The organism is Kribbella sp. NPDC043289 (assembly GCF_056436705.1).
Genome location: NZ_JBWKCB010000002.1, coordinates 158,590 through 174,904 on the forward strand (window position 1 = coordinate 158,590; position 16,315 = coordinate 174,904).

Annotated in this window: 19 protein-coding genes; 9 read left to right on the forward strand and 10 right to left on the reverse strand. The window is 68.1% G+C overall.

The features are described 5' to 3' along the window. Positions 1-85 precede the first annotated feature (85 nt). The 4 genes from AC0662_RS12610 to AC0662_RS12625 all read left to right on the forward strand — a co-directional run bounded on the left by AC0662_RS12610 (position 86) and on the right by AC0662_RS12625 (position 3,214). The gene (locus AC0662_RS12610) at positions 86-718 is read left to right on the forward strand and encodes a DUF47 domain-containing protein (protein WP_387765841.1); all 633 of its coding nucleotides are present in this window, start codon (positions 86-88) and stop codon (positions 716-718) included. A 2-nt stretch (positions 719-720) separates the two neighbouring features. Next, positions 721-1,719, forward strand: a complete 999-nt coding sequence (locus AC0662_RS12615; RefSeq protein WP_452204137.1) for an inorganic phosphate transporter — start codon at positions 721-723, stop codon at positions 1,717-1,719. A 111-nt stretch (positions 1,720-1,830) separates the two neighbouring features. After that, positions 1,831-2,967, forward strand: coding sequence for an inorganic phosphate transporter (locus AC0662_RS12620; protein WP_478300433.1), 1,137 nt, complete (start codon positions 1,831-1,833; stop codon positions 2,965-2,967). 13 nt (positions 2,968-2,980) lie between these two features. Continuing rightward, a complete protein-coding gene (locus AC0662_RS12625) occupies positions 2,981-3,214 on the forward strand; it encodes a hypothetical protein (protein ID WP_452204135.1) in 234 nt (77 codons plus the stop codon). 47 nt (positions 3,215-3,261) lie between these two features. Here AC0662_RS12625 and AC0662_RS12630 read toward each other — a convergent pair whose 3' ends face one another. Together AC0662_RS12630 and AC0662_RS12635 are read right to left on the reverse strand one after the other, a co-directional pair. After that, entirely contained in the window at positions 3,262-3,741 is a 480-nt protein-coding gene (locus AC0662_RS12630; protein ID WP_452204134.1) for a hypothetical protein, read from the reverse strand. A gap of 200 nt (positions 3,742-3,941) precedes the next feature. Further along, a complete protein-coding gene (locus AC0662_RS12635) occupies positions 3,942-4,697 on the reverse strand; it encodes a lysophospholipid acyltransferase family protein (protein WP_478300435.1) in 756 nt (251 codons plus the stop codon). A gap of 161 nt (positions 4,698-4,858) precedes the next feature. On the opposite strand from AC0662_RS12635, the gene thiC reads away from it, so the two are divergent. The 3 genes from thiC to AC0662_RS12650 all read left to right on the forward strand — a co-directional run bounded on the left by thiC (position 4,859) and on the right by AC0662_RS12650 (position 7,792). After that, positions 4,859-6,481: a phosphomethylpyrimidine synthase ThiC gene (thiC, locus tag AC0662_RS12640; RefSeq protein WP_452204132.1), complete on the forward strand. Its 1,623-nt coding sequence runs from the start codon at positions 4,859-4,861 to the stop codon at positions 6,479-6,481. Positions 6,482-6,641: 160 nt separating this feature from the next. Continuing rightward, positions 6,642-7,241 (forward strand): transposase, encoded by a 600-nt coding sequence (locus tag AC0662_RS12645; RefSeq protein ID WP_452204131.1) that lies wholly within the window; start codon positions 6,642-6,644, stop codon positions 7,239-7,241. Beyond that, complete coding sequence (locus AC0662_RS12650; protein WP_452204130.1) at positions 7,238-7,792, forward strand: hypothetical protein; 555 nt, start codon at positions 7,238-7,240, stop codon at positions 7,790-7,792. The genes AC0662_RS12645 and AC0662_RS12650 overlap by 4 nt, the downstream gene beginning before the upstream one ends. Before the next feature lie 19 nt (positions 7,793-7,811). On the opposite strand, the gene AC0662_RS12655 is transcribed toward AC0662_RS12650, so the two are convergent. Together AC0662_RS12655 and AC0662_RS12660 are read right to left on the reverse strand one after the other, a co-directional pair. Next, positions 7,812-8,372 (reverse strand): RDD family protein, encoded by a 561-nt coding sequence (locus AC0662_RS12655; protein ID WP_478300437.1) that lies wholly within the window; start codon positions 8,370-8,372, stop codon positions 7,812-7,814. Positions 8,373-8,452: 80 nt separating this feature from the next. Next, positions 8,453-9,205, reverse strand: a complete 753-nt coding sequence (locus tag AC0662_RS12660; RefSeq protein WP_452204128.1) for an RDD family protein — start codon at positions 9,203-9,205, stop codon at positions 8,453-8,455. Between the two features lie 105 nt (positions 9,206-9,310). On the opposite strand from AC0662_RS12660, the gene AC0662_RS12665 reads away from it, so the two are divergent. Further along, the gene (locus tag AC0662_RS12665) at positions 9,311-9,745 is read left to right on the forward strand and encodes a DUF2752 domain-containing protein (protein WP_478300440.1); all 435 of its coding nucleotides are present in this window, start codon (positions 9,311-9,313) and stop codon (positions 9,743-9,745) included. A gap of 26 nt (positions 9,746-9,771) precedes the next feature. Here AC0662_RS12665 and AC0662_RS12670 read toward each other — a convergent pair whose 3' ends face one another. Next, positions 9,772-10,479 (reverse strand): DUF4190 domain-containing protein, encoded by a 708-nt coding sequence (locus tag AC0662_RS12670; protein ID WP_452204126.1) that lies wholly within the window; start codon positions 10,477-10,479, stop codon positions 9,772-9,774. A gap of 104 nt (positions 10,480-10,583) precedes the next feature. Here AC0662_RS12670 and AC0662_RS12675 point away from each other — a divergent pair, with 104 nt between their 5' ends. Continuing rightward, the gene (locus AC0662_RS12675) at positions 10,584-11,138 is read left to right on the forward strand and encodes a hypothetical protein (RefSeq protein WP_452204125.1); all 555 of its coding nucleotides are present in this window, start codon (positions 10,584-10,586) and stop codon (positions 11,136-11,138) included. Positions 11,139-11,238: 100 nt separating this feature from the next. Here the strand turns inward: AC0662_RS12675 and pstB are convergent, their stop codons facing one another. From pstB to AC0662_RS12700, 5 genes are all read right to left on the reverse strand, one after another. Continuing rightward, on the reverse strand, positions 11,239-12,015 hold the full coding sequence (pstB, locus tag AC0662_RS12680) for a phosphate ABC transporter ATP-binding protein PstB (protein ID WP_452204124.1): 777 nt from the start codon (positions 12,013-12,015) through the stop codon (positions 11,239-11,241). Positions 12,016-12,037: 22 nt separating this feature from the next. After that, positions 12,038-12,958: a phosphate ABC transporter permease PstA gene (pstA, locus tag AC0662_RS12685; RefSeq protein WP_452204123.1), complete on the reverse strand. Its 921-nt coding sequence runs from the start codon at positions 12,956-12,958 to the stop codon at positions 12,038-12,040. Next, positions 12,955-14,022 (reverse strand): phosphate ABC transporter permease subunit PstC, encoded by a 1,068-nt coding sequence (gene pstC, locus AC0662_RS12690; protein ID WP_452204163.1) that lies wholly within the window; start codon positions 14,020-14,022, stop codon positions 12,955-12,957. Before pstC ends, pstA begins: the two co-directional genes overlap by 4 nt. A 323-nt stretch (positions 14,023-14,345) precedes the next feature. After that, positions 14,346-15,458, reverse strand: a complete 1,113-nt coding sequence (gene pstS / locus AC0662_RS12695) for a phosphate ABC transporter substrate-binding protein PstS (protein ID WP_478300444.1) — start codon at positions 15,456-15,458, stop codon at positions 14,346-14,348. Between the two features lie 249 nt (positions 15,459-15,707). Continuing rightward, entirely contained in the window at positions 15,708-16,181 is a 474-nt protein-coding gene (locus tag AC0662_RS12700) for a bifunctional nuclease family protein (RefSeq protein WP_452204121.1), read from the reverse strand. Between the last annotated feature and the right edge of the window lie 134 nt (positions 16,182-16,315).

The window sequence follows — 16,315 nt, forward strand, 5'->3', positions numbered from 1 at the left end:
TACGTTGACCCGGGCTGATGCCACGTCAACCGCATGTTCCCCCTAGCATGTTCACGGTTTGTCCCTCGTTCATCCGGAGCTTGAAGTGCCGTTACGTCTGCGTCCGAACGACCCGACGTTCTACGACCTTTTCACCGAGTCCGCCAACCACCTCGTGGACGGATCCCGGATCCTTGCGGAACTGCTCGGCAGTACGGCGGGAACAGGTCTGTCCTCGAGCCATCAGATCGCCGCCCAGATGAAGGATGCCGAGCACGCGGCCGACGAGACCACGCACTCGATCATCCGCCGGGTCAACTCGACCTTCGTCACCCCGTTCGACCGCGAGGACATCTACCGGCTGGCCTCCGACCTCGACGACGTCATGGACTTCATGGAGGAGGCGGTCGACACCGTCCACCTCTTCAACCTGGAGAAGCTGCCGGAGGAGATCGCCGAGCAGATCGAAGTACTCCAGCGGGCCGCGCAGCTGACCGCGGAGACGATGCCGCGACTGCGGACCATGAAGGACCTGGCCGAGTACTGGATCGAGATCAACCGGCTGGAGAACACCGGTGACGCGGTCCACCGGCGGCTGATCGCGAAACTGTTCAGCGGCGAGTACGACGCGCTGACCGTCATGAAGCTGAAGACCGTGGTCGACCTGCTGGAGGCCGCGATCGACGCCTTCGAGCACGTCGCGAACACGGTCGAGCAGATCGCCGTCAAGGAGTCCTGAGCGTGGAGCTCGCGCTCGTCATCGCCGTCGTGGTGATCGCCCTCGGCTTCGACTACACCAACGGCTTCCACGACGCCGCCAACGCGATCGCCACCTCGGTGTCGACGCGCGCGCTGACGCCGCGGGTGGCGCTGGGGATGGCCGCGGTGATGAACTTCCTCGGCGCCTTCCTCGGCACCGAGGTGGCCGAGACGGTCGGCAAAGGCATCATCGAGACGCCGGCGGGCCAGCACGGCCTGGTGGTCGTGATCGCCGCGCTGGTCGGCGCCATCACCTGGAACCTGATCACCTGGTACTTCGGCCTGCCCAGCTCCTCGTCGCACGCGCTGATCGGCGGCCTGGTCGGCGCCGGCCTCGCCTCGGCGAGCACCGTGCTGTGGTCCGGCATCGTCGACAAGGTCGTCATCCCGATGGTGCTGTCGCCCGCGGTCGGGTTCCTCGGCGCCTTCCTGCTGATGACCGCGATCCTCTGGCTGTTCCGCAACCGCAACCCCGGCCGGACCACCCGCGGGTTCCGGCTGTCGCAGTCGCTGTCGGCGGCCGCGATGGCGCTCGGCCACGGCCTGCAGGACGCGCAGAAGACGATGGGCGTGATCTTCCTGGCGCTGCTCACCACCGGCCACGCGAACGCCGGCGACGGCATCCCGGTCTGGGTGAAGCTGGCCGCCGCGACCGCGATCTCGCTCGGCACGTATTCCGGTGGCTGGCGGATCATGCGGACGCTCGGCCGCCGGATCATCCACCTGGACCCGGCCCGTGGCTTCGCCTCCGAGGCGATCTCGGCGTCCGTGCTGTACGTGATGGCGATCGGCCTGCACGCCCCGGTCTCCACCACCCACACGATCACCTCCGCGGTGATGGGCGCCGGCGCCACCAAGCGGCTGTCCGCGGTCCGCTGGGGTGTTGCCAAGGGCATCGTCACCGCCTGGGTGCTGACCATCCCGGCGGCCGGGATCGTGGCCGCGCTGGTCTACGAGATCATCCACCGGATCCTCGAGTAGCCCGTTCCGTAATCCTCACGCACGGTGTCCGAACGGGTTCATTTCGAATTCACTCACCCGGCCTACGGTCGATCGACTTTGCTGATCCTCCGCCCCAAGGGAAGTGGTCGCATGGACCTGTCGTTCCTGGTCGTCGTGGTGATCGTCACCGCGTTGGTGTTCGACTTCACCAACGGTTTCCACGACACCGCCAACGCGATGGCGACGTCGATCGCCACCGGCGCTCTGAAACCCAAGGTCGCGGTCGCGGTGTCCGCGGTGCTGAACCTGGTCGGCGCGTTCATCTCCACCGAGGTGGCCAAAACGATCTCCAGCGGCATCGTCGACGACGCGAAGGTGACTGTCCCGGTGATCTTCGGCGGCCTGGTCGGTGCCATCCTGTGGAACCTGCTGACCTGGTACCTCGGGCTGCCGAGCTCCTCGTCACACGCGCTGTTCGGCGGCCTGATCGGCGCCACCTGGATCGCCTCCGGGAGCGACGCGGTCCATTTCGCGACCGTCGTCCAGAAGATCATCGTGCCGGCCGTCGTGGCGCCGATCGTGGCCGGTGTGGTCGCGTTGCTCGGCACGTTCCTGGCCTACAAGATCACCGCGCGGGCCCGGAAGCAGACGGTGAACGACAGCTTCCGCGCCGGACAGATCGCGTCCGCCTCGCTCGTCTCGCTGGCCCACGGCACGGGTGACGCGCAGAAGACGATGGGCGTGATCACGCTGGTGCTGATCACCTCCGGCAGTCTGCCGACGGGCTCGCGGCCGCCGTTGTGGGTGATCCTGGCGGCCGGTCTGGCGATCGCGGCCGGTACCTACCTGGGCGGCTGGCGGATCATCCGGACCATGGGCAAGGGGCTGGCCGAGATCGAGTCGCCACAGGGCTTCGCGGCGGAGACGAGTTCGACCGCGGTGCTGCTGGCCTCGTCCCACCTGGGCTTCCCGCTGTCCACCACGCAGGTCTGCTCCGGCAGCATCCTCGGCGCCGGCCTCGGTAAGCGGCTGGCTGAAGTGCGCTGGACCGTCGCCGGCCGGATGGCCGTCGCGTGGCTGTTGACGCTTCCGGCCGCCGCGGTCGTCGGCGCGCTGTCCGGGCGGGTCGCCGACTCCGGCACGCTCGGGGTGGTCGCCATCGCCGTACTCGCGCTCGTGGCCGGTGGCGCCATCTATGCCGCCTCCAGGCGCCATCCGGTGACCTCGGACAACGTCAACGAGTACCCGGGCTCCACGACCCCGTCCGTGTCCACCGCGGCCGCCTGAGAGAAGGACGACGATGACCATCAAATGGGGTGCCCTCGGTGAGGTGGCGCTGGTCAGCCTGCTCTTCGGGACCGGCCTGGCAGTGCTGTTCGCGCTCGGCGTGGCAGCGATGTCGCGGCGGGCCGTGGCGATCGACGACAAGCGGCAGCCGTCCTTCGTGGACACCAGCGTCGCTGCGCTGTGCTTCGCCGCCTGTCTGGCGTCCGTGCTCTACGGCCTGTACCTGATCATCCCGCAGTTTCACTAGGAGGTACGACGGGCGCTCTGGCGGGCTGCCCGTCGTACCGGCTGCTGTCAGCGGTTCCAGCGACGGACCGACTTGGCCACGTCCTTGCTGCGGATCGAGCCGAGGTTGTACTCCCAGGCGGCCAGCAGCCGGTCGCCCAGGACCTCGGCGTCGAGGTACATGCGCGGCCGGACCGCCACCGCCCAGGTCGCGGCGGCGGCGTGCCCCTGCTGGTGCAGCAGGTGGTCGACGGTCGCGTGGATGCGAGCGACCTGCTCGCCGCGCAGGCCGTCCGTGGCCCACTCCTGGACGATCTGTGGGTCGTCGGCCGTCATCCGGGCCAGATAGGTCAGTGGGCCGCGCCAGAAGCCCTTGCTGCCGATGTTGTCCAGCGTCTCGAGGGGGAACCAGCCGTTCTGGTTCCGCCGGCCGTTCACCGCGGACTCGATCTCGCGGGCCCGCTCCTGGGTCAGCCCGCGGACCGCCCACTCGACGAAGAACGCCCCCGCGTCCGGGATGTGCTCGGCCACGTGCGGCGCCGGGGTCATCGCCCCTGGGTCGAACAGATGTAGCTCTTCCGGTGAATCGAACAAGACCTTCCCCGCCGTTCAAGTACCCGGGCCGCTCGTGGCGACCCGTCGTACAGGGACCCCCCAGGTACCTGTTCAGTCAACGAGCGCATTCGTACCCTCGATCCGGGTCTAGGGTCAAGGTCTTGTCCGCGCCGGAGCGGCCCCAATCACGGGGGTCAGTTGGCCTGCTTGCGCTTCTCGGCGCGCCGGGCGAGCTCCTCGCGGTCGAGCCGCTCGGCCTCCTCCGGTGTCGGTGCGCTGCCGCCGTACGAAGCCGGCAGCCACCAGGCGCCGGCCGGCTGCTCGGGATAGCTCCGGATCGTCTCGTCGAGCATCCCGGCCATCGTCGAGCGCAGGTGCGCGGTCGCCTCGGTCGGGTCGTCGTCGGCGGTCACCGTGATCGGCGCGCCGACGCTGATCGCGATCGGGCGGTGCCGGGAGAAGTCCCGCGGGTGGTCCTTGGTGAACATCCGCTGCGTGCCCCACAGAATCATCGGGATCACGGGTACGCCGGCTTCCGCGGCCATCCGCACCGTCCCGGTCTTGAACTCCTTGAGCTCGAACGACCGGCTGATCGTCGCCTCCGGGAACACCCCGACGAGCTCGCCCGCCCCGAGGTGGCGGATCGCCTCCTGGTACGACGCGGCGCCCGCGTCCCGGTCGACGGGGATGTGGTGCATCCCGCGCATCAGCGGGCCGGAGTACCGATTGCGGAACAACACCTCCTTGGCCATGAACCTGACGACCCGTTTGGCCGGCACCGCGCCGTACCCACCCAGGATGAAGTCGACGTAGCTGATGTGGTTGATGGCGATCAGCGCTCCGCCGGTGCGCGGGACGTGCTCGGTCCCGGTCCGGCGGATCTGCAGGTCCAGCACCGTGAAGGCGGTCTTCGCGAAGGCGATGACGGGCGGGTACACGAGGTCGCGCATCCCTAGACGGTACCGGCTCGTTAGAGTGGCCGGTGACAAATCGATATCGCGGGAGCTCGCACCGTAGTGGGCTGAGAGGGCGGCTGGTCCAGGAATCGCACCTGGCCGGCGCCGCCGACCGCCGAACCTGTCCGGGTAATTCCGGCGTAGGGAGCACCAGCATGGTGAATGTCAGCACGATCCGTCCGGCCGTCACCACCGGCCCGATCTCGGGCTCGGAGAAGATCTACCGGGGGGACCTCGGGGTGCCGGCGCGCCGCGTCCACCTCACCGACGGCGAACACTTCGACCTCTACGACACGTCCGGTCCGTACACCGACGCGAAGGCCGCGATCGACGTCCAGGCCGGTCTGCCGGCGCTGCGGCGGGAGTGGATCGCCGGCCGCGAGCCGCGGACCCAGCTCGGGCACGCCCGGGCCGGCGTCATCACCGAGGAGATGAGGTACGTCGCCCTGCGGGAAGGGCTCGATCCGGAACTGGTCCGCGACGAGGTGGCGCGCGGTCGCGCCGTGATCCCGGCGAACCGGTGTCACCCGGAGAGCGAGCCGATGATCATCGGGAAGAAGTTCCTGGTGAAGGTGAACGCGAACATCGGAAACTCCGCTGTCAGCAGCTCGATCGAGGAAGAGGTCGAGAAGCTCGTCTGGGCCACGCGGTGGGGCGCCGACACGGTGATGGACCTGTCCACCGGGAAGAACATCCACGAGACGCGGGAGTGGATCCTGCGCAACTCACCGGTGCCGATCGGGACGGTGCCGCTGTACCAGGCCTTGGAGAAGGTGAAGGGCGATCCGGCCGCGCTGTCGTGGGAGGTGTACCGCGACACGGTGATCGAGCAGTGCGAGCAGGGCGTCGACTACATGACCGTGCATGCCGGCGTACTGCTGCGGTATGTCCCGCTGACCGCGCGCCGGATCACCGGGATCGTGTCGCGGGGCGGTTCGATCATGGCGGCGTGGTGTCTTGCGCACCACCAGGAGTCCTTCCTGTACACGCATTTCGCGGAACTGTGCGAGATCCTCCGCGCGTACGACGTGACGTTCTCGCTCGGCGACGGGCTGCGGCCCGGGTGCATCGCGGACGCGAACGACGAGGCGCAGTTCGCCGAGCTGCGGACGCTGGGGGAGTTGACGCGGATCGCCTGGGAGCACGACGTCCAGGTGATGATCGAGGGGCCGGGACACGTTCCGATGCACAAGATCGCGGAGAACGTGCGGCTCGAGGAGGAGCTCTGCGGCGAGGCGCCGTTCTACACATTGGGGCCGTTGGCAACCGATGTGGCGCCGGCCTACGACCACATCACGTCGGCGATCGGAGCCGCCCAGATCGGCTGGCTCGGCACGGCGATGCTCTGCTACGTCACTCCGAAGGAGCACCTCGGGCTGCCGGACCGCGACGACGTGAAGACCGGCGTGATCACGTACAAGATCGCCGCGCACGCGGCGGACCTGGCCAAGGGGCATCCAGGGGCGCAGGCCTGGGACGACACGTTGTCCAAGGCAAGGTTCGAGTTCCGCTGGGAGGACCAGTTCAACCTCTCGCTGGACCCGGACACCGCGCGCTCCTTCCATGACGAGACGCTGCCCGCCGAGCCCGCCAAGACCGCGCACTTCTGCTCGATGTGCGGCCCGAAGTTCTGCTCGATGCGGATCACCGCCGACATTCGCGCGTACGCCGAGGAGCACGGCCTGACCTCCACCGAAGCCGTCGAGGCCGGCTTCGCCGAGATGTCCGAGACCTTCCGGTCCACCGACCAGAAGCTCTACCTCCCGCTCACCGACTGATCGCTGGAGCCCGCTCCCGGCCGGCCGCCGGGAGCGGGTCCGGTCGGCGACGACCTGTGAAAACGGATACAGGGAGTAGCGGGGTGAAGCGATTCAGGTTTTGGCCTTCACTCTACGTGAATAAGACTGTAGCCTTAACCCGTTCGGAAGGAGGTGCAGGGTGGTCTTCGTTCTCACCGTAGATCAGCGCGGCAGCCGAAGCACGAGCGATCTCGTACCCGAGCTACTCAACTCCCTGAACCGCCGCCCACGGCGGACCGGACTCCTGCGGAAGTTCGAACGCACCGCCGGCGACGAGGTCCAGGGCGTGCTCTCCGAGGCCCGCCCGACGATCGACGTGATCGTCGAGCTGCTCCGCGCGGACACCTGGTACGTCGGACTCGGCGTCGGCGCGGTCATCGAGCCACTGCCCCGCAGTACCCGGGCCGGCAGCGGTGACGCGTTCGTGTTCGCCCGCGAGGCGGTCACTCGCGCCAAGTCGAGTCCGCACCACCTGAACGTGGTCGGATCGGACACCCGGACCGCGGAGCAGGTGGAAACGGTGCTCTGGCTGATGGCGTCCGTGCTGCGCCGTCGGAGCGACCGTGGCTGGGCAGTCGCGGACCTGCTGGCAGAAGGACTCACGAGGCGGGAGATCGGCGTGAAACTCGGCATCAGTCAGTCTGCGGTGACGCAGCGGGCGCAGGCCGCCGGATTCGCGGAGGAACAGCGCGGACGGGTGCTTGCCGCCGACCTCTTGGATGCCGGAGTCGCTGCGTGACGGCACTGGTCCTGTCCCTGACCGCTGCCGCACTGGTCCTCGCCGTCCTCGCGTGGGTGCCCAAGTCCGGTTCCAACCTCGAGATCATCATCAGCGGCGTGATGCTGGCCTGCCTGGTCACCGTCGGTGTACTGCTCCTCGCAGGTGACGGAGTGGCGGGCTGGGCCGAACGCTGGTGGGATGTGCTGCTCCTGCTGGCCGGAGCGTTGGCAGTCACCGGCGGCGGGCCGCTGACGACCTCTGTGATGGCTTTGGCCGACCGGGGCAACACCAGGGCTCAGTCGACCCAGAAAGCCGGCGAGGTACTGCGTGGCGGCGCTCTGATCGGTGCGCTGGAACGGATGGCCATCTACGCCGCACTGGTCTCCGGTTGGCCGGAAGGCATCGCCATCGTGCTGGCGATCAAGGGCCTGGCGCGATACCCGGAGCTTCGCAGTCCCGATCAGCCGGCGTCGGTCACCCCACAGGCCGTTGCCGAGCGCTTCATCATCGGCACGTTCACCAGCGTGCTGTGGGCGGTCACCTGCGCGGGACTGCTCCGCTCGCATTGACCGTCATTTGCTCTGGCGGTCAGGGGCGGATGACGATGTCCCCGACGGCCTTGTCGTGCCAGGTCTGCTGCTTGTCGTCCCAGAGCGGCCAGAGCACGTTCAGGATGCAGAGCTGGTTGAAGATCTGCGCGCACACCTCACGGCCGATGGTCTTGCCGATGCCGATCAGCTGACCGGTGTGGGCGTCCACGACCCGCAGCCCGGTCACCTTCTTGCCGAACGACTGACCGGTGCGGCCCTGCTGGACGACGCGGTTCCACACCCAGACCACGAACGCCACCACGAACCCGCCGATCATCGCGATCCCGCCGCCCGCGCCCAGTTCCTCCTGGTCACCGTTGACGACCAGCGCGACGAGCACGCCGGCGATGGCCGGGATGGCTGTGAGCAGCGAGTCGAGCAACGAGGCGCCGACCCGGATCGGCCAGTCCGCGAGGCGGCCGGGCGGCGCGTAGCCGTACCCGTAGCCCGCCGGTCCCGGAGCGCCTTGTCCGTAAGGGTTGTAGCCCTGGTTCGGGTACTGACCCGGCTGGCCAGGCGGGAACTGGCCGCCGTACGGGCCTGAGGGAGGGGTGGTCACGAGGGGTCCTCTCTGTTATCCCAACGAGCGGACGCCGCGGCCTCTTCAGGCCACGGCGTCCGGGAGTCGTCAGGTCGGTGTCAGAGCTTGACGACGTACGTGTTGTTGATCTTGTCCGCGAAGGTCTGACGCTTCTCGTCCCACAGCGGCCACAGGTAGCCGAGGTAGCAGGCCGCGCTGTCGAGGATGTGGGTGAGCTGGCGCAGGAACGTCTTACCGGCGCCCAGCGGCTGGCCGGTCTCGGCGCCGATCAGCTTCAGGCCGAGGACCTGCTTGCCGACCGTCTGACCGGTGCTGCCCTGACGGATGATGTAGTTCCAGATCGCCAGGCCGATGCCGATCAGGTAGAAGACGATCGCGATGATCGCCACAGCCGAGCTGTTGCTGTTCGACAGGGCGGAGCCGATGCCGTAGGGCACACCGACGATCAGACCGTCGATGAGCGCGCCACCGACCCGGTTCGGCCATGCGGCCAGGTTGCCCGGGACGCCGCCGCCGAAGCCGCCCGGCTGCCCGTACTGGCCGTAGCCCGCCTGGCCGCCGTACGGCTGCCCGTACTGACCCGGCTGACCGGGCTGCTGCCCGTACTGCCCCTGCTGGGGATAACCCGGCTGCTGGCCGTAGCCCTGCTGCTGACCAGGCTGCTGACCGTACTGACCCGGCTGAGCGGGCTGTTGGCCGTACCCAGGCTGCTGCTGGCCGCCATAGCCGGGCTGCTGCCCGTACTGGCCCTGCTGCTGACCGGGCTGACCGTACTGGCCTGGCTGGCCGTACTGACCCGGCTGCTGTGGGTCCTGCGGGCCGTAACCCGGCGGTGGCGTCGGAGAGCTCACGACGATCCCTTCTACGAATAACTGTTGAGGAGTGAACTGCAGGCTAGTGGTCGGACGGCTCAGACCTGCGAACGGATCCCACGTGATGAGAGTTACCGTTGTCGGGTGAGCGTCTCGCAGAGCGTCGTACTTCGGCCCACCGGACCGGTCCAGCCGCTGGACCGCCGCGTGTGGGGCCTGTCCGCGGTCGGTGTCGGCGGGTTCGCACTGGCCGGCGTCTATCAACTGTCCGGCCTCGGCATCCCGTGCATCCTGCACGCCACCACCGGGCTGAACTGCCCGCTGTGTGGCTCGACCCGGATGGCGGCGGCCCTGCTGCGCGGCGATCTGGTCACCGCGTGGCACTTCAACCCGGTGATCCTGGTGCTCGGGCCGCTGGTGGGTGTTGCCCTCGGCTACCAGGTGCTTGCCTGGGTGCTCGAGTCACTGCGACTGGTGCGCCTGCCCCGGCTGTCGATGAGCCCGCGGGTCGCGGACTGGGTGCTGAAAGGCGTGCTCGTGCTGCTCGCCGTGTACGGCGTCGCTCGCAACCTGCACTGACCGCCTGACAGCCGGGAGCGCGCGGTTCAGTTCATGTAGTTGACGATCGAGCCGACGGCCGACAGCGCGATCGACACGACGCCGCCGATCCAGGCGACCTTGGCCAGCGTGTCCGGACGGCCCTGCTCGCGGAACTTGCCCTGCGCAATCAGACCGAGGACGACCGACGCGATACCGCAGCAGAACCAGCAGACGATGCCGATGATGGCCAGCGTCTGCGGGGTGTTGTTCTGCGGCTGCGCACCGTAGCCATAGCCGGCCTGCCCCTGGCCGTACGATCCGTACTGACCGGGCTGCTGCCCGTAGCTGCCTGCCTGCTGCTGACCGTAACCAGCCTGCTGGCCGTAACCCTGCTGGCCGTAGCCCTGCTGCTGTTCGTACTGGCCGGGCTGACCAGGCTGACCGGGCTGCTGGCCATAGCCGCCCTGCTGCTGCTCATAACCGCCCTGCTGGCCGTACTGCCCCGGCTGACCCGGGTACTGCGACTGGCCGGGCTGCTGCCCGTACTGACCAGGCTGCTGCTGACCGGGCTCCTGACCGTACTGACCGGGCTGACCGTACTGTCCCGGCTGGCCGTACTGACCAGGCTGCTCGGACTGGCCAGGCTGGCCCTGCTGACCGTACGGGTCGGACTGTCCGTACTGGTTCGGCTGTTCACCCGGGGTCTCTGGGGTGTCCTGCGGCCGGTTCTGGTCGTTCTGGTCGTCGCCGGGAGGTGGCGTCGGTGTGCTCACCGCGGTTCCCTTCTGAGAACGTCGAGGAATCCTCGCAGGCTATCTTTTCCACAGGTTCGCGGTCACGCCCCCACACCGGGCCGCGGAACGCTTAGGGTCTGCCTGTGACTGAATCCCCTCGTGAACCTGCGCCCGGCCAGGCCCCCGGCGGCGATCCGACCCGCCACCTCCCGGTGCAGTACTCCGCCCCGCCCACCTTCGAGGCCGCCCCACAGGCACAACCAGGTCCCTACGGGATGGCTCCCGGTGCGTTCCCGCCGCCGGTCGGCGGTCACTTCCAGCAGCCGCAGATGCCCTTGCAGGCCTTGCCGGCCGGTCCGGTGCTTGTCACTGTCGGCGACATCTCGGTCGAGCAGCAGCGGATCGTCACCCCGGCCGGTGTGCTGCCGACCCACGGCGCGAACTGGTCGGCGATGGACATGTCGCGGACCGAGGAGAAGATCCCCGCCTGGGCGATCATCCTGGCGATCGTCTTCGCGCTGGCCTGCCTGCTCGGGCTGCTCTTCCTGCTCTGCAAGGAGCGCCGGACCACCGGCTTCGTCCAGGTCACCGTGCAGAACGGCAACCGCACCCACAACACCCACGTCGGCGTTGGTTCGCCCCGCGATGTCGCCGATGTGCTTGCCCGGGTCAACTTTGCCCGAACGCTCTGCGTGTAGTTCTGCCCGGACGCTCTGCGTGTAAAGGGGTTCCGGAACAGCAGCGGCCGCCGCGACAGGTTTCGTCACGGCGGCCGGCAGCACAGCGGCGTACCGCGGATCAGCCGAAGCGGCCGGTGATGTAGTCCTCGGTGGCCTTCTCCGACGGGTTGGAGAAGATCTGCTTGGTCGGGGCCATCTCGATCAGCCGGCCGGGCTTGCCGGTCGCGGCCAGGTTGAAGAACGCGGTCTGGTCCGAGACCCGGGCCGCCTGCTGCATGTTGTGCGTGACGATCACGACGGTGTACTTGTCCTTCAGCTTCTCGATCAGGTCCTCGATCGCCAGCGTGGAGATCGGGTCCAGCGCCGAGCAGGGCTCGTCCATCAGGATCACCTCGGGCTCGACCGCGATCGCCCGGGCGATGCACAGCCGCTGCTGCTGACCACCGGACAGGCCCGCGCCGGGCTTGTCGAGGCGGTCCTTGACCTCGTTCCAGAGGTTCGCGCCCTTCAGCGAGGACTCGACGACCTCGGTGAGCTTCTTCTTGTCCCGGACACCGTTCAGCTTCAGGCCGGACGCGACGTTGTCGAAGATCGACATCGTCGGGAACGGGTTCGGCCGCTGGAACACCATGCCGACGACCCGCCGGACCGCGACCGGGTCGACCCCGGTGCCGTACAGGTCCTGCTGGTCCAGCATCACCTTGCCCTCGACGCGGGCGCCGGGGATCACCTCGTGCATCCGGTTCAGGGTGCGCAGGAAGGTGGACTTGCCGCAGCCGGACGGGCCGATGAACGCCGTGACCGAGCGGGGCTCGACCGTCATCGACACGTCCTCGACGGCCTTGAAATCGCCGTAGTAGACGTTGAGGCCGCTGACCTCGATGCGCTTCGCCATATCGACTCAGAACCTCTCGTGACTATTTCGACTTGATGGCGCTGAACCGGGCGATGAGCCGGGCCAGCAGGTTGAGGGCAAGGACGAGCAGGATCAGCGTGAGCGCCGCCGCCCAGACCCGGTCCGCGGCGTGCGGCAGGGCCAGTTCGGTGCGGTCCTGGTTGATCATCGTCGGCAGCGCGCCCATGAAGCCGTTGAACGGGTTCAGGTTGATGTTCTTCGAGTAGCCGACCAGGATCAGCAGCGGCGCGGTCTCACCCATGACGCGGGCCAGACCGAGCATCACGCCGGTGATGATGCCGCCGAACGCCGTCGGGACGACGACCTTCAGGATCGTCTTCCACTTCGGCACCCCGAGCGCGTACGACGCCTCGCGTAACTCGTCCGGGACGAGTTTCAGCATCTCCTCGGTGGAACGCAGCACGACCGGGAGCATCAGCAGCACCAGCGACAGCGACACCGCGAAACCGACCCGGTTGAACCCGAACACCGTGATCCAGACCGCGTAGACGAACAGCGCGGCCACGATCGACGGGACACCGGTGAGGATGTCGATCATGAAGCTGACGACCTTGGCGATCCGGGTGCCCTTGCCGTACTCGACCAGGTAGATCGCGCCGAGGATCGCGATCGGGACCGCGATCACCGCGGTGATCAGGGCCATGATCAGCGTGCCCATGATCGCGTGGTACGCACCGCCGCCGGCCCGGCGGACGGTGATGCCGCGCTGCGACTGGCTCCACCAGTCGGCGCTCAGCAGCAGGTGGTACCCCTTGGAGACCACGGTGATCAGGATCCACAGCAGCGGGATCATCGCGACCACGAACGCCAGCACGATCAGCACCGTGGCCAGCGTGTTCTTGAAGGCCCGGGCGCCGGACTTGCCGGTGAGATCCAGGACCTTCCCGTCGTACGCCGGTTTGTTCTCAGCGATCGCACTCATGCGGAAGCTCCTTCGGCTGCGCCGGAACGGCGGTTCCTGCGGGGGCGCTTCTTGCCGCCCGGGCCGCTGCGGTCGACGATGATCCGGGCCGCGGAGTTGACCAGGAACGTGACCACGAACAGCACCAGACCGGCCGCGATGTACGCGCCGGTCTTCTCCGGCGAGTCGAACTCGGCGGCGTTGTTGGCGATCTTCGACGCGAACGTCTCGCCACCGGCGAAGATCGACGAGTTCCACGGGTCGTTGCCGTTCGGCACCGACAAGATGATCAGGACGGCGACCGTCTCACCGAGCGCGCGGCCGAGGCCGAGCATCGAGGCGCTGACGACACCGGAACGCCCGTACGGCAGCACCGACAGCCGGATCATCTCCCAGCGGGTCGCGCCGAGCGCCAGCGCGCCCTCGCGGTGCGAGATCGGCGTCTGCGCGAAGATCTCCCGGCTGATCGCCGTGACCACCGGCAGGATCATGATCGCCAGCACCACCGACGCGGTGAAGACCACACCGACGTTGTCGCCCGGCGGCTTCTCGAACAGCGGGATCCAGCCGAGCGCGGTGGACAGGCCGTCGATCACCGGACGCAGGATCGGGGCGAAGAACAGGATGCCCCACAGGCCGTAGACGATCGACGGTACGGCGGCCAGCAGGTCGACCGCGTGCGCGACCGGCGCGGCCAGCCGCTTCGGGGCGTAGTAGGTGACGAACAGCGCGACCCCGATCGCGATCGGGACCGCGATCAGCATCGCGATGATCGAGCTGATCAGGGTCGTGTAGAAGAGCGCCGCGATACCGAACCGGGGCTGGTCGCCGCCCGGCTCCCAGATCCGGGAGAACAGGAAGCTGCTCTTGTCGTCGGCCAGCGCCGGGATCGCCAGCGCCAGCAGGAAGATGCCGACGAACGCGACGATCAGGACCACCAGGGCGCCGGACCCGCGGGCGAGCCCGCCGAACAACCGGTCACCGAGGTGACCGACCGCGCCCAGGTCGAGCTTCTCACCGTTCTCGGCGGCCGGCGGCGTCGTGGCGGTGGTGCTCGCCGCGGCCTCGGGGCCGGATTCGGTCATCACCTCGGTGGACTGCTGCGTCCCGGAGGAGTCAGCGTGTTCTGCATGTTCGGTGGCCAGACCACCGAACTGCGGCGCCGGGCCGGCGTCTTCGTGGACCAGATCCTCGATCCGGGCTTCGGCGTTCGCCCCGGCTGCCTCGCCGGCGGCCGTGCCGTCCGGCCGGTCGGGCGGTGCCGTGCCGTCTGGACTACTCATCGATGGTGCTCTCTCTCCAAGCGCCTGAGTCGTGAATGTCACGTCTGGGTCTGACGAGGCGAAGCCCCGACCGTGTCTCCGATGAACTCGGACCGGCCGGGGCTCGCATCAGTACTGCTCCGCGATCAGCTGATCGCCTTGATCGCGGCCTCGACCTTGGTCTGGATCGCGGCCGGGAGCGGCGCGTAGTTCAGATCGGTCAGCGACGCCTGGCCGTCCTTGCTGACGAAGTAGCTCAGGAAGCTCTTCACCAGCGCGGTCTTCTCGGCCGGGAGACCCTTGGTGCAGGCGATCTCGTAGGTGACCAGGATGATCGGGTACGCACCCGGGGCCTTGGTCGCGTAGTCCAGCTTCAGGGCCAGGTCGGACCCGGTGCCGGCCGGCTTCGCGGCGGCCAGCGCCTTGCCCGCGGACTCCGCGGACAGGTCGACCGGGGTGCCGGAGCCGTTGTCGATCTGCGCGACGCCGAGCTTGTTGTCGACGGCGTACGACCACTCCACGTAGGTGATCGAGTTCTTGGTGCTCTTCACGCCCTCGGCGACACCGGCGGACTTCTCCTTACCGGCGCCCGTGCCGGTCCACTTCTTCGCCGGGTCCTTGGTCCACGCGCCACCGCCCGCGGCCTTCAGGTACTTGGTGAAGTTCTCGGTGGTGCCGGACTCGTCCGAGCGGAAGAAGACCGAGATCGGGGCCGACGGCAGCGTGACGCCCGGGTTCAGCTTGGCGATCGCCGGGTCGTTCCAGGTCTTGATCGCGCCGGAGAAGATCTTCGCGGCGGTCGGGCCGTCGAGGATCAGCTTGTCGAGACCGTCGACGTTGTAGGCGATCGCGATCGGGCCGATGACCATCGGCAGGTCGACGGCCGGGTTGTTCGCGCAGCGCTTGGTGGCCGCGGTCATCTCGTCGGGCTTCAGCGCCGAGTCGGAGCCGGCGAAGTCGACCTGGTTCGCGTTGAACTGCTTGATACCCGCGCCGGAACCGGTCGGGTTGTAGTTCACCGTGACGTCGGCGCACTTCTCGTTGTACTTGCTGATGACCTCGTCGATGGCGTTCTTCTGCGCCGAGGAGCCTTCAGCGTTCAGGGTGCCCTGCGGGCAGTCGGCGGCGGTCGAGGAGTCCGAGCTGCCAGGGCTCGAGGAGCCGGACGGCTGCGGGTCACTGCCACAGGCGCTCAGAGCGAGAACGCCGAGGGATGCTACGGCGACGGAGCCGACGCGGAGCAGGCGATTGACGGACACGAGAGTGTTGCCCTTCTGCGGGAATCAGACTTCTGAACTTCCACAGACGGTAGGGAGACGAGGTGACCGACCGGCCCGTCACTGGTGAACGAGCGGTGAACGGTTTCGGTAGCGTGTGCGACGCCTGGCGTGCCGACAGGCGGCCATTAGGTGAACTGAGTTAAGAGCGGTGACTCTCCGTCGATGTAAACGGCTTCCCGCTCACGCTTTGGTAACGCTCAGCTCATCGCCGCTGTGAACGACCGGCTGTCAGCTGGAGAAGTCCTCGGGGGCGACGCCGTCCAGGAACTGGCGGAAGCGCTCCAGCTCGGCCTGCTCTTCCTCGGGAGTGGCGACGCCGGCTTCCCGGAGTACCTCTTCGGTGCAGCGGATCGGCGTCCCCAGACGGACGGCCAGCGCGACGGAGTCACTCGGCCGCGCCGACACCCGGGCGCCGTTGGCCAGGACGAGCTCGGCGAAGAAGACGGCGTCCCGCAGTTCGACGATCTCGACGGCCTCGATGTGGACGTCGAACGCCTCGATCAGGTCCCGCATCAGGTCGTGGGTGAGTGGTCGCGAGGGACGCAGGCCCTGCTCCTCGTACGCGATCGCGGTGGCCTCGACCGAGCCGATCGAGATCGGCAGGTAGCGGTAGCCCTCGGTCTCGCGCAGCATCATCACCGGGGCCCGGTTGGGTGATTCCATCCGGATCCCGATCAGTGTCAGTTCCCGCATCATCGTCATGGTGCGCCTCGAACCTCTCCTCAGACCGGCACCCGGTGGGGCAACCGGTTCCTCGGGTAGGAACATACCCGTCAGCTCCAGTGTCACCCGACCGGCCCGTCGGCCGTGCCTCGATCGTCATCGAGCCGTGTCGC